At 43.6% G+C, this 14,265-nt stretch carries 9 protein-coding genes; 8 read left to right on the top strand and 1 reads right to left on the bottom strand.

Annotation, left to right across the window (positions count from 1 at the left end; translation table 11 throughout):
- The first annotated feature begins 38 nt into the window (after positions 1-38).
- The 8 genes from BUQ87_RS09255 to BUQ87_RS15245 all read left to right on the top strand — a co-directional run bounded on the left by BUQ87_RS09255 (position 39) and on the right by BUQ87_RS15245 (position 14,006).
- Positions 39-917, top strand: a complete 879-nt coding sequence (locus BUQ87_RS09255; protein ID WP_038261803.1) for a DMT family transporter — start codon at positions 39-41, stop codon at positions 915-917.
- 97 nt (positions 918-1,014) lie between these two features.
- Complete coding sequence (locus BUQ87_RS09250; protein WP_038261800.1) at positions 1,015-1,824, top strand: stalk domain-containing protein; 810 nt, start codon at positions 1,015-1,017, stop codon at positions 1,822-1,824.
- Between the two features lie 265 nt (positions 1,825-2,089).
- Complete coding sequence (locus tag BUQ87_RS09245; RefSeq protein WP_052635901.1) at positions 2,090-3,475, top strand: S41 family peptidase; 1,386 nt, start codon at positions 2,090-2,092, stop codon at positions 3,473-3,475.
- 84 nt (positions 3,476-3,559) lie between these two features.
- Positions 3,560-5,176, top strand: coding sequence for a CTP synthase (locus tag BUQ87_RS09240; RefSeq protein ID WP_038261796.1), 1,617 nt, complete (start codon positions 3,560-3,562; stop codon positions 5,174-5,176).
- A 323-nt stretch (positions 5,177-5,499) separates the two neighbouring features.
- Entirely contained in the window at positions 5,500-8,460 is a 2,961-nt protein-coding gene (locus BUQ87_RS09235) for an S-layer homology domain-containing protein (RefSeq protein WP_038261794.1), read from the top strand.
- An 89-nt stretch (positions 8,461-8,549) separates the two neighbouring features.
- On the top strand, positions 8,550-9,230 hold the full coding sequence (locus BUQ87_RS09230) for a hypothetical protein (protein ID WP_038261791.1): 681 nt from the start codon (positions 8,550-8,552) through the stop codon (positions 9,228-9,230).
- Positions 9,231-9,295: 65 nt separating this feature from the next.
- Complete coding sequence (locus BUQ87_RS09225) at positions 9,296-13,642, top strand: beta strand repeat-containing protein (protein WP_038261788.1); 4,347 nt, start codon at positions 9,296-9,298, stop codon at positions 13,640-13,642.
- Between the two features lie 223 nt (positions 13,643-13,865).
- Positions 13,866-14,006, top strand: a complete 141-nt coding sequence (locus BUQ87_RS15245; protein ID WP_159434309.1) for a hypothetical protein — start codon at positions 13,866-13,868, stop codon at positions 14,004-14,006.
- On the opposite strand, the gene BUQ87_RS09220 is transcribed toward BUQ87_RS15245, so the two are convergent.
- Positions 13,996-14,265, bottom strand: a 270-nt coding sequence (locus BUQ87_RS09220) for a transposase domain-containing protein (protein WP_143182446.1), incomplete at its 5' end; no start/stop codon positions are given. The genes BUQ87_RS15245 and BUQ87_RS09220 overlap by 11 nt on opposite strands.

Here is a 14,265-nt window from a genome sequence, read left to right as displayed (position 1 = left end):
TTTCAAAATAAGCAATTCCAATGCGAAGGGAGAACGAGATGAGCGCGAATACAGTAAAGGTAATAGTAATGCTAGGTGTTTTATTCACATCATTTTCATCCATACTCGTGAGGCTTTCGGATGCGCCGGCCCTGATAGTTGCCACATACAGGCTGGGATTTACGGTGGTGCTTATTGCGCCTGTCGTTTTGACGAGGCACAGGCAGGAGCTATTGAAAATAAGGGGAAAGGACCTTCTGCTTTGCCTGGCTTCAGGAGCGTTTTTGGCTCTCCACTTCACGACCTGGTTTGCATCATTGGACTATACATCTGTTGCAAGCTCTACAGTTCTAGTCGACACGCACGCCATATTCGTTGTTGCGGGAAGCTACATGTTCTTCAGGGAAAGCACCTCGATGAAGGCTCTTGCCTACATAATAACAGCCCTTTTGGGAAGCGTGATAATATCTCTTGGCGACAGCGCTGCGGGTTCCAATGTGATTTACGGCGACTTTCTGGCGATTTTAGGGGCGGCGTTCGTATCCGGATACATGCTCATAGGAAGGAGCGTCAGGAAAAAGTTTTCGGTGCTGCCATACACATTTCTCGTATATTCAAGCTGCATGGCCGTGCTGCTTGCAATGGATTTTGCCACGAAGACCCCCATCTGGCCATACCCTAAAAATGAGCTCCTTATATTCTTCGCTCTTGCGGTGCTTTGCACGCTTTTGGGACACAGCCTTTTCAACTGGTCGCTTGAACACATAAGCCCCACGTTCGTATCCACATCACTCCTGTCGGAGCCCGTATTTGCATCGATAATGGCTGTAGGCCTGCTTGGGGAGGTGCCTCCGTTTGTAACCATTGCAGGTGGGGCGGTTGTAATAGTGGGTATATATTTATTTATAAGGGAGCAGGCAGCTTCAGGGAATGTCTAAAGATATGCAGGAGGCCTGCCGATAAACATTTATAGTGCAGGGCTAATATGCACAACTGGACTACAAAGCATGAAGTGGTATTAAGGAGGTGAATTACATGGAAAATAAAACCATAAAGAAGATGATCAATAAAGCGGCCCTTTTAGTCATGCTGTTTTGCATGTTTTCTGCAAGCTCTTATGCACAGGAGTATACGACAAAAGACATAACCGTAATGATACCGGGGATAAAGCTCATATACAACGGAGAGCAGGAACAGCTTTCTTCGGAGCCTTTCATATACGAAAACAGAGTATACCTGCCGCTTGACGCAGTGTCAAAGATGATGGGAAGCGAAATAACGCTGGATCCGGACAGGCCTTACATATACATATCCAGGCCCGGCTCGAAGCCTATAGAGATAGACAGCTCAAAGGGATATGACTATGTACAGGAAAGCCTTTCAAGGCCCTATGACGCCTACGAGGACGACAAGGAGCAAAAGGAAATAGAAAGGCTGAAGTACGAGCTGGCAAAAGAGAGGAAGAAAAATGAAATTCTCTCCGGAGACTATGGCGATGACGATGATGACGACGAAGATCTTGACGACATTGAAGACGAAATAAGGGATGACTACGACAGGTACACAAAGGGAGACAAGACGCTTGAGTTCGACATAAAGCTTTCTTGGTCATCAGGGGATGTGAAGGTCAAAATGGAAGGCGACTTTGACAAAAGCGACTCTGGATACTGGGGCGAAAGGGACAAGGATGAATTCAGGGACTATATAGAAGACATATGCAGGGACATAACCCGAGAGTTCAAGGAGGACGTTAGAGTTTACGTCGAGGACGAGGAAGGGGACGACCTTGCAAGATACAACTACGACTACAGTGACAAGGACCTTGACGTGGACTACGAAAGATAGCATGGCAAAGGCATGTGGAGTATGAACCTGCCGGACGGCTTGCATTTTCAAACTGCAAGGGCTCAGCATGGCATGAACCGATACGCTCTTATGGAGTTCTGTAAGATTAGCGTGAGGTCTATGCCATACTAGAGCCCTTTTATAATGTCGTCATAGCAGAGTCCATGTGCAACTGTAAGCTAAAAGTAAGATTGAAAACATGCCGCTTGTGATATACTATAGAGAGAAATATCCATAAAACGTCATACGGATTGGGGTGCAAAATATGAAGGTAAACAAGATGATATCAAAATGCACAGCATTTGCTGTAGCTGCAGTGATGGCTGCTTCCGGAATTTCATACGCACAGCAGGACATCGAAAAGGATATGGAGTTTTTCAACGCAACAAAGAACTATATAATAAAAAACTATGCGGCGGATGAAATATCGGAGGAAGAGCTCATAGACGCCGCGGTGAAAGGAATGTTTGACGCCCTCGACAAGCACAGCGTATACCTCGACGCGGAGCAAAACCAGCAGTTCAGCGAAGAGGTGGAAGGGTCTTTCACGGGAATAGGAGCCCTTATAGGGGTCAGGGACGGTAACGTAACAATACTTGAGCCTATTGAAGACTCTCCGGCGGTTGAAGCGGGACTTCTTCCTGGAGACATAATAAGGGCGATAGAGGGAGAAGAGATAACAGACACTGAAAACCTCAAGGAAATAGTGGACAGGATAAGGGGCGAAGAAGGAACGTCTGTAAACCTTACAATAGAGAGAAGAGGCAGAAGATTCGACGTTTCCGTAAAAAGAGGCCAGGTCGAGCTCAATCCGGTGAAATACAGGGAGCTTGGAAACGGCATAGGGTATATAAAGCTTTCGGAGTTTTCGAAAGTTTCCATAAAGAACATGGGCAAGGCTGTAAACGAGCTGAAATCTCAGGGGAATAACAAGCTGGTGCTTGACCTTCGTGGAAATCCGGGAGGAGGCCTTGTGGACGTTGTGGCCATAGCCCAGGATTTCGTACCCAAGGGAAAAGTAGTCACTATAAAGTACAAAAACGGATCTGAAAGCAGCTATCCGTCATATGGAACTCCGGTATTTTCCAAAGTGGCCGTGCTTGTGGACCGCGGCTCGGCATCCGCTTCTGAAATACTCGCAGGGGCCATACAGGATAGCAAGTCGGGAGTCCTAATAGGGGAAAACACATACGGCAAGGGAACCGTGCAAAAGCTTCTGCCTCTTAAAAACGGCGAGGCCATAAAGCTTACAATAGCGAAATACGTACTTCCTTCAGGAAGGTCGATAGACCAGACAGGGCTCGTACCTGACATAGAAGCCGGAAGGTTTGCGGACGAAGTCGTGGACATAGGTGAGATGACTCCGTTTGAAACCGACCACGCAATGAAAAAGGGAGACGCGGGACTTGACGTTCTAGCGCTCCAGGAGAGGCTTCAGCTTTTAGGGTATGAAATATCAGATCCTCAGGGAATATACGGGGACTCGACAGCGGCAGGCGTAGTTGCATACCAGGGCAAAGTGGAAATGCCCCAAAGCGGAGAGGCGAGCGCAGAGACGCTTTCGAGCCTGAGCGGAGATTTTTCGAAATTCATGCTTTCGGACGATATGGACAACCAGCTCAAAGCGGCGCTTGAATACCTTGGGAAGTAATCATTTTACGTCAGGTCGCCCGATGGGCGGCCTGACTCTTTTTTTGGAAACAATGTCCACGCAGAGGGAAAATGGAGGTACAAAATGGCAAACAAAAAAGACACAAAGTACATTTTCGTAACGGGCGGGGTGGTATCGTCGCTTGGAAAGGGAATAACCGCAGCCTCGCTGGGAAGGATACTAAAGTCGAGAGGGCTTACGGTATCAATACAAAAATTCGACCCTTATCTCAACTTCGATCCTGGAACAATGTCGCCATACCAGCACGGAGAAGTTTTTGTAACAGACGACGGAGCTGAGACGGACCTTGACCTTGGACATTATGAAAGATTCATAGACATAAACCTTTCCAAAAACTCAAACGTCACTACGGGAAAGATATACTGGTCTGTAATAACAAAGGAGAGAAGAGGCGACTACCTTGGAGGGACCGTCCAGGTAATACCTCACATAACAAACGAGATAAAAGACAGGATGAAGAGGGTCTCGAAGGAAGGGAACATAGACGTAGTAATAACCGAAATCGGCGGAACCGTGGGAGACATAGAGTCGCTTCCGTTCCTTGAAGCCATAAGGCAGCTCAAATACGACCTTGGCGAAGAAAACGTGATGTACATCCACCTCACTCTCGTGCCGTACCTTCAAAAGGCGGGAGAGCTGAAGACAAAGCCTACACAGCACTCGGTAAAGGAGCTCAGGAGCATAGGAATACAGCCTGACATAATAATATGCAGGAGCGAAAAGCCGCTTTCAGACGAGATGAAGGACAAGATAGGGCTTTTCTGCAACGTGAAGCCAAGCCATGTAGTTCAAAACCTCGACGCCGACACCCTCTACGAAGTTCCGCTGATGCTTCAAAAGGAAGGGCTTGACGAACTTGTGGTGAAAGGGCTTTCGCTTGACGCAAAAGAGGCCCAAATGGACGACTGGATAGACATAGTTAACAAGGAGAAATCCCTCAAAAAGGAAGTCAAAATAGCCCTTGTAGGGAAATACGTGGAGCTCAAGGACGCATACCTTTCAGTCGCCGAGGCGCTGAAGCACGCTGGAATATACGGGGGAGCCAAGGTAGACATAGACTGGGTCCGCTCGGAAGACATAACTAGGGAAAATGCGGCGGACTACCTTTCGGGCGCCGACGGCATACTTGTCCCTGGAGGATTTGGAGACCGCGGAGTGGAAGGGAAGATAGAGGCCATAAGATACGCTAGGGAAAACGGGGTGCCTTTCCTTGGAATATGCCTTGGAATGCAGCTTGCAGTAGTGGAGTTCGCAAGGAACGTTGCCGGCCTTGAAGGAGCCCACAGCGCAGAGCTTGCGCCGGATGCGAAACACCATGTGATAGACCTCATGCCCGAGCAATGCGACGTCGAGGACATGGGAGGAACCATGAGGCTTGGACTTTACCCTTGCAAGATATACGAGGGGACAAAGGCGTACGAGGCCTACGGCGAAAAGCTGGTATACGAAAGACACAGACACAGATACGAATTCAACAACGAATACAAGGACATGCTGACTGGCAGCGGACTTGTAATATCGGGCATATCGCCTGACGAAAGGCTTGTTGAGATAGTGGAGGTGAAAGACCATCCTTGGTTTGTGGCGGGACAGTTCCATCCGGAATTCAAGTCAAGACCTACAAGGCCTCAGCCCCTTTTCAGGGACTTTGTGAAGGCCGCCATTGAAAAATCAAAATAAAAATATAAAAAAACAATAATATACATTGGAACTGGAAATTGAACGCAAAGTAGCAAATGGAAACCAGGATGAAAAATGCGTAACACATCTGTAATATTATGTAACAGTATTGTAATATTACAAAGGGTTGAAAAGCGGTATAATAGCATTAGGTAAAATTTCCGATAAGGTTATTTACAATGCTGAGCTTTATTATTACAAAAATGTTACAGATGGAGTGACATTGTTGACTGGCTGTATTACGGGTGGTATAATCTTCAATGTAGAATGGGTATAAAGCCCGGAAAAAATAATATAGCTATAAATTAAAGGAGGATTACATCATGAACAAAAAGCTAGTTTCCCTAGCTCTTGCTACATCTCTTGTAGCTGGAAGCATGAGCCTAGGATTTGCTGCTGGAGATCTTACAGCTAACATCGAAGACGCAAAAGTTGTTAAGGCTGTAGAAAGACTTGCAGCATTTGGTATAGTTGATGGAATGGATGATGGAAAATATCACCCAGAACTAGAAGTAACAAGAGAGCAATTCGCAAAGGTGCTTGTTGAGGCACTAGGACTTGGATCAGCTGCAGAGGCTGCTATAGGCGGAACTCAATTCGCAGACGTTGAAGCTGGAAGATGGTCGGCTGGATACGTTAACGTAGCGGTTGGACAAGGAATCCTTAAAGGATACCCAGATGGAACTTTCAAGCCTGCTAACAAGGTTACATACGCAGAAGCTGTTACAATGCTTGTAAGAGCTATTGGATACCAGGATACATTCCTTCCAGGAACTTGGCCAGGAAACTATGTGGCTAAGGCTGCAGAAGAAGGAATAACTAAGGACGTTGTATTCTCTCCATCAGGATTCGCTGACAGAGGATCAATGGCTGTTATGGTTGACAACACTCTTGACGCTGACGTTGTTAAGATAAGCGAGTACGGAACACTTGCAGGAACAGAAATAAAATACTCTAAGTCTGACATAACTCTTCTTGAAGAAAAACTTGACATATTCAAGCTTGAAGAAGCGGTAGTTCTTTCTACTCCAAAGGTAGACAAGGCAATAGACGAAGACCAAATGAAAGTTGAAATAGGAAAAGACTACAATGTTAAAAGCATAGACGTTGAAGACGGCGACGAGGAAACTTACGACGTTCTTGACTCTGTAGACACTTCAGCTCTTCTTGGACTTTCTCTAAACGTATACATCAACGACGACAAAGAAGTTGTTTATGTTGAAGAAAGCGACAAGCCTTTCAAGGTTCTTTACGATGTAGTAGACGAAGACGAAGACATCGATGAAGATGACGGAATGACTTTCATAAAAGCTGACAAAGAGTACGAGCTAGAAGACGACTACACTATATACCTTGACAACAAAGAAGTTACAAAATTCTCTGACTTCAAAGACGAAGCTGAAAAGGGAAATCTTTTCGTTAAGGCCGTACTAAGCAACAAAGGAAACATAAAAGTTATAGACGCATACAGCTGGGACAAGACTTCAGGTGTTGTTAAAGAAGCTAGTGCATCTTCAATAACTTACTTCGTAGACGACGCTGACGATGAGGATACATTCAAGGCTAAAGACTACGACAAAGTGGTTGTTATGGACAACACTGGAAAAATGATGAAGCTTGAAGACATCCAGAAGAACGATGTAATATACATCAACAACGAAGACATGGATGGAGACAACCTTGAGGAAGCTGCAAGCGGAGACGAAGTGGCTTACGTTGTGGTTGTAAGAAGCACTGTTGAAGGCGACGTTGACAGATACAACGTAGCTAAGATGGAAGTAAGAATAGACGGAACTACTTACGACGTAACTTCAGAAGCTACAGTTTCATCTAACGACGGAAAAGACGTAGCTCTATTCGATTCAGGAGACGGAGAAGACGCTCTTAACGATATAACAGGAGACGACGAAAAGGCTCTAGTTATATTTGACGCTAAGGGATACGTAAGACACATAACTACAGACGCTGAGGCTTCTTCATCAGACCTTTACGGTGTAGTTACAGCTAAAGACGAAAGCTTCGGAGACGTTTCAGTTAAGATACTTACTAACAAGGAAGAAGTAGTAACTTACGAGTTCGACGCTGACGATGAGGACTTCATGGGTGGATACACTGAAGAAGACGACGTTCAGAAGGGTGACGTAGTAAAATACACACTTGACAAAGACGGAGAAATAGACTCTATCCAGAAGATAGCTGAATACGATGCTACTGACATACTTAAAGTTGCAGATGCAGACGACGATTTCGAGCCTCTTGCTGGAGAACTTACTGACGACTTCACTGACGACAGCATGGAAGTTGACAACAAGGACTACAACGTGGCTTCAAACGTGCTAGTATTCGACTACACTGAAGGTCTTAAGTCAGACAACTCTATAGACGATCTTAAAGACGTAGAAGTTGTAGACTTTGCTTCACTTGAAGACAAAGGTGACGGAGACGACGTTGTATTCTTCGTAGACGACAACGACGAAGTTCAGCTTATAGTTCTTGTAGCTCAGATCAAGTCTGACGACGAGAGAGCTGCTTACGTTCTTGACAAGTGGACTAAGGATGGAGACCCATTCGTAGAGCTTGTTGAGTTCGACAAAGACGGAAAAGCTGACTACGAAATAGACGGCGGAAAAGTTTCTGACGCTGAGACTATAGTAGTATTCACAGAAAACACTGACGGAACAATAGATGTATCTTCAGTAACTGACGGAAAGAGCGAAGAAGGAGACTTCATGTTCTACACTGGTACAGTTTCTGACATAAGCGGAAAATACATCGAGGTTGAAGATAAAGACGGAAACGAAATAGAGACATTCAAGGCTGATGCAGACGTAGTTGTTTACGAAACTGATGACGAGAAAGACTTCAGCGACATAGACGAAGACGACATGATAACAGCAGTTGTTAAAGACGGAAAAGCTGTAGTAATCAAGATATACGACGAAGACGACAGCAACGACATGGATCTTTACGACGAAGCTTACGACGCTCACAACGATGGCGGAACTGTTGAGCCTCCAGTTGAAGAAGCTGACGTAACTATAGCAAAAGGCGCTGAAACTTCAGTAGGAAACTTCACTTTCTTCGCTATAACAGCTACTTTCGAAAATGTAGACGGAGCTGCTGAGTACGAAGTTACTTACACAGTTCTAGGAGAAGAAAAAACTACAGCTAAAGTTGCAGTTGGAACAGCTACTGAGACTGCAGCATTCGGAACAACAGTTACTGTAAAAGTATACGATGCAAACGGAACTCTTATAGAGACTTTCGCAAACGAGTCACTTTAATAAAATTTAAAGGGCAACTTTAAATCAAATATGCATAGGGTTTGGAGGTGGGTCTTCAAACCCTATGTTTAAATTGAGGGGTAATAATCATGAAAAAAAAATTCAGAATTCTTTTGGTATCTGCTGTGTTCCTGCTGATGAGCATCTCAGCTTCATTTGCAGAAATGCCAGGAGGTACTGTTATACTAAACGGAAAAGCCTACAGCTTTGAATACTTCAATTCGAACGTCCAGGCAATAATGGAAGTCGGACAGGCCATAAGCAATAACGACAGTGTGTACGTTAAAGTTGGGCAGGGAGCTACTTCTATGTTCATGGACGTTGTAAAGAATACGATGGGATCGGCTGCAGACATTCCGGAAGTTGAATATTATGACCCTGACGGAAACACAACAACATATGCAGCAAACGATGGAGATGAAGTGAGTTCGAACACACCTACTGTGAAGGCCAATTTCACAACTGGAACATCGGTAGGAAACTTTGAATTCGGTACAGTTGGAATAGAGCTTTCAAACATTGAAGGCGCAAGCACTTATGCTGTGGAATATCTGGTTGTTGCCGGAAGCGAAGTGGCAACTCAGACAACTGCACCAGTCGCAGTATCTGTAGAAACAGAAACAATCGCAAAGCCGGACACTGTTAAGGTTATGGTTTACGATTCATCTTCAAGCCTTATAGCTACATTTGAAAATGTACCACTTGACGGAACTCCAGTTAAATGGACTGACGGAGAAGTGGAAAATTTTTCAGTTGTAGACATATACTAGCAAACAGTACTTTTAATATAATTATTTTGACTTAATTCAATTCAATTCAAGGAGGGCAAACGGTAATGAAAATATCTAAAAAAGTAATGGGAGTTGCTCTTGCATCTACAATGGTGCTTAGCGCAACATCTTCTTTTGCAGCTTTTCCAGTTCCAACAGTAGTTGTGAACGACAACGCTTACAGCTTTGACTACTTCAACTCGAGTGTAGACGCTGTAGTTGAGGTTGGAGCTGCTATAACGGCAGGAACACCTGTATACACTAAAGTAGGATCACTAGAAAACCCAATGTATCTTGATGTAGTTAGCAGCACATTTGCTACAGCGGAAGACATGCCAGCGGTAACATACTACGCGGTTGGAGCTGATGCGGTTAAGTACGCAGCAGGAGACGGAGACGTAGTAGTTGAAGGACTTTCTTACACAGTAGGATCAACTATAATGCAAGATGCAGACGGATTCTACCTTCCAGTTACATTCAGCGCAGCGCTTGATGCAACTGCAGACTACTCTGAAATAATGGCAATTGTAGGAGAGGCTGGAGAGCACCTTACAGTTAACGGAGACGCAACTATTGCAAACGTAGACCTTGCTGAGCTTGATGCTGTAAACCCAGCAGTTATTAACCTTCGTATGTCGAATGCAAGTGTAGTGGCTATACCAGACGGAGCGACTCTAGGATTTGGATTCAAATCAGCATCTATAACTGACGCTGAAGGAAACGTTCTTGCGGACGCTAACCTTGTTGCATCTGCAGTTGTAGCTAACCCATTTGCAAGTGGAGACGTTGTAGTATCTGCACTAGCAGCAACTACTGACGCTACTTCTAACCTTACTACTTTCGCAGCTGCTGTAGCTAACGCAGAAGCAGGAGCGACAGCTACTATAACTATAACTCCAGAAACTGGAGACGCTATAGTTGTACCAGACGTTGCTATAACTGACGGAGCTATAAGCTACGAGTATGCAACAGCTCTTCCAGCAGGAACTCACTCTTTCACAGTAACTGTAGGAGAGGTTGTTTCTGATGCAGCTTCATTCACAGTAGAAGCTCCAGTTGTTGAAGACGTTGTTGTTGAGTCGGTAAGTGCTATTACTTCTACAACTGTTACAGTTGTTTTGACTGAAGCTCCAGTTGAAGCTCCAGTTGCAGCTTCTTTTACAGTACTAGAGAACGGAAATGCTGTAGCAGTATCTGCTGTTGAAAAAGTTGCTTCAGATTTGACTAACAAAACTTATAAATTAACTGTCGCTTCTCTAAATAATAAAGAGGGAGACCTGACAGTAAATGGTACAGCAGCTGAAGTTGCTACAGGAATGGTTAATGCATTTGATTTTAAAGCTCCTGAAGTAACAAGTGTTGCGGTAAAAGGAACTAAGACACTAGAAATAACATTTAATGAAAAGCTAGACTCAGCAGCTGCAAACATAGCTACAACTAACTTTACAGTATCTAAACCAGGTGCAGCGGCAATTGGTACGGATCAGGCTGTTTTAGATGCTACAGGAACAAAGGTAACATTAACTATAGATACAGCAATGACAGTTGCTGATTATGTTTTAGTTCTAGGAAATTCAGTTGGTCCTGTTAATGTTGAGGACGTTGCTGGTAACGGAATCTACAACGGAACTGAAATATCATTCAAGCCTACAGCTTCAGACCTTATAAATGAAAAAGCTCCTGAGTTAACTGCTGCTGTTTATGACAGTGTTTTAGGAACTTTGAAAGTTACATTTGATAAAGATGTACTTATTTCGGATTTAGATGCTACTAAACTTTCTATCAACGGAGTTACTTTAGCGGCAGCTACTTCTAAAACTCAAACAGCTTCAAATGTTATCACACTAGGCCTAGTAGCTGCTGATAAAACAGCTGTGAATGCATTGACTGATGCACTAGTATTGACGTCTGCTGAAGACGCATACTCTGATGGAACTACAGCAACTGAAGGTGAAACATTCAATGTTACTAAGAATACACCTGCTGTAATAACTGCTGCAGCATATAACCAAGAAACAAATATGCTAACACTAACATTTGATCAAGCGGTTGAACTGACTACAGCTGCAAGCATCAAATTAGACACTAATACTGCTGCAGGAGATGCTGTTGCTTTAGCGGCAAGCATGGTTGAAGATTCAACTGCCACACTAAGCACTTGGGAATTTGACCTTGGAGCAAGTGGAGCAACACTAGAAGCACTAGTTCCTGCACCAACATCATCAACTCTTAAAGTATTCATGGCAGCTGATGCTGTTACAAACGAGGCTGATGTAGCAAATGTCGCAGGACAAGAAACTTATGCTACAGGTGTTGAAGTAACATATACAGCTGACGATGCTAAGCCAGAACTAGTATCGGCTACTTATAACAACAACACTAAGCAATTAAAACTAACATTTAGTGAAAATATAGATCAAAATGTTGGCGATATAACTCAAGCTAACATAAAAATAATGAAAGATGCGTCTACTAATGTGACAACTCTTACTAACGTTGCTGTAGCAGCTGACATCGTAGAAGATGAAGGTGGAACTGAATCAGGAACAACACTGACATTCATACTGAATGCTGCAACTGGAACTGATTTATCAACTGAAGCTACTGCAATTGAAACAAGCTTCAACAAGAGAGAAGATATGAAAATTGTTCTTGCTGCAAGCGCTGTAACTGACGAAGCTTCTAAGGCAAACGATGCTACGACATACGCTACAGGTGTGGCTCTTCAGTTTAGCGACTTTGTTGCACCAACAGTATCGGCAGTTTCTGCAGAAAATGCAAACCTACTAAAAGTTACATTTAGCGAAACAGTTGACGAAGCAACTGCTGAAACAGTAGCTAACTATGCGATAACTGATTCGACAGGTGCTGCACTAGCGGTTACAAGTGCTGATGTTCAGTCAAGAAACGCTGACGGCACAATGGATGTATTCCTAACTACTGCAACTCAAACTGCTGGAGCGCCATATACAATCGTTGTTTCAAATGTAAAAGATACTCCAGGAATGAACATAATCGGAACAAACTCAAATACATTCAACGGAAGCTCAGTTGCAGATGCAGCTAAATTAACTGTTGATACTCTAGCAGCGGCAGCTCCTGCAAATAGTAAGAATGATACCCTAACAATTACTTTCAATGCAGAGCCTAATACTGCACAAGCTACTGACGTAAATAACTATGTAGTTCTTCAATCAACATCAAATACTGATTTCTCTGAAGCTACAGCAGTATCACTTACAAATGCAACAGCTGCTATGGTTCAAGGAAATGCAAAACAAGTTAAAATAACACTAGACTCACCAAACCTACAAGATGGATATTACTATAAACTTGTTGCATCTAATGTTACAACAACTACAGGAAAAGCTCTAGGTACAGCTACTGGAGATGCTGATGCAGTTTCAGCTGCACTAGTTGCAGTTGCTCCAGCGGCTCCATCGATTGTTGAAACAGATGTTGCAACAGGAGCAGTTGTATTAACATTTGGTGAAGAACTAATAGCTTCTGAGGCAGCTAAGGCATCTAACTACACTATAGCTAGTGGCGAAAATGTTATCCAAGCAACATATGCATGGGATGCAGATGCTGAAGAAGCTACTGTAACTCTAGACGTAGACACTGCATTAACTGCTGTATCGAATGTGACTATGAATGCTGCAGTAACTAACTTGGCTGGAAAGGCATTTGCAGTTGCTACAGTTGCAGCACCAGTTGCTTTAACTGATATAACAAAGCCGGAGGTAACTTCTGTTACGGCGACTACAGTGGCTGACGAAGAAAATGATACAATTGCTGTAGTATTTGATGAAAACGTAGTAGCAGCGAGTGTTATTGATGAAGGAAACTGGACAGTTAAAGATAAAGATGGCACTGTTATAAGTGCAGATTCTTACTCTATAGCTGCCACTAATGCAACTACTGCTACGATTACTTTCGACGGAACTGGTGATGATGCTTACAACCTACAGACAGGAGAAACTTACTCAGTTACAATTAATGGAGTAATGGATGCTGCGGGTAATGAGGTTAGCACAACAGAAAGTGATGTAGCTGAAGGAGACGATACAGCATTCACATTTGCTGATGGAGATGTTACAGCAACAGGTGGTGGAGCTACAGTTGTTATAGCAGTTGGAGAAGAACTTGACCCAACAACTATCCAGAAAGCTGACTTCACAGTAACTTCTGCTACTGATGGTGCATTTGATGATAGTGGAGACGAAACAAATTATGTAATTGCATCTGTTGTTTATGCAGGTGGAGTTACTGATACTATAACAATAAACTTAACAACTAACCTTGAAGCAGCTGATGCAACTGCAGCAGTTGAGGTTAAGCTAGTTGGAGATGTTAAAGACTTAGCTGGAAATGTAGAAAACGACATTACAGTTGAGCATGTAATCGACTAATAAAAGTACAGTGAACTAGGCACGAAGTTACGAAGTTATTTTGTAATCGTGGTTAAGGTTTAGTAAGTGTAGAGAGGACCATCCTACGGGGTGGTTCTCTTTTTGATATTCAAAGTATACAATGCACAGGATACATGTAAATACAGCTGTTTACAGAGAACTAATGTTCAGCTATAATGGGGATAGATGGAAATGTTCTTGTTTTAGTGAAAGGAGCGAGGATATGATAGGCAAGGAATTAGAAGTTCTTATGGCTATAGACAGGTTCATAGAGGAAAACAGTATCCGTCAAATACAACCCACATATGAAAAGCGTCCTATCTATGAGATAATACTCACAAATAGGACGTTTTCTATTTTTTAGATTCAAATGTTTTAAGGCACTCTTTCGGCAGGGTTTCAGACCACGGAAGAAGATGATCCAGTGCGTATGGAGTGCTGAGTTTTGTATTCGGAAGCTGCTCGAACAGGTATTTCAAATAGTAAAAAGGATTCAGGCCATTCATTTTGGCTGTTTCTATTATGCTGTATGCCATGGCGCTGGCTTTTGCTCCATGAGGTGATTTGCAGAATAGATAATTTTTGCGACCGATAACAAACGGCTTGATTTGCCTTTCAGCGGC

Source organism: Peptoclostridium litorale DSM 5388 (assembly GCF_900141635.1).
In the GTDB taxonomy this organism is placed as follows: domain Bacteria; phylum Bacillota; class Clostridia; order Peptostreptococcales; family Peptostreptococcaceae; genus Peptoclostridium; species Peptoclostridium litorale.
This window is presented reverse-complemented; position numbering and strand designations above follow the sequence as displayed.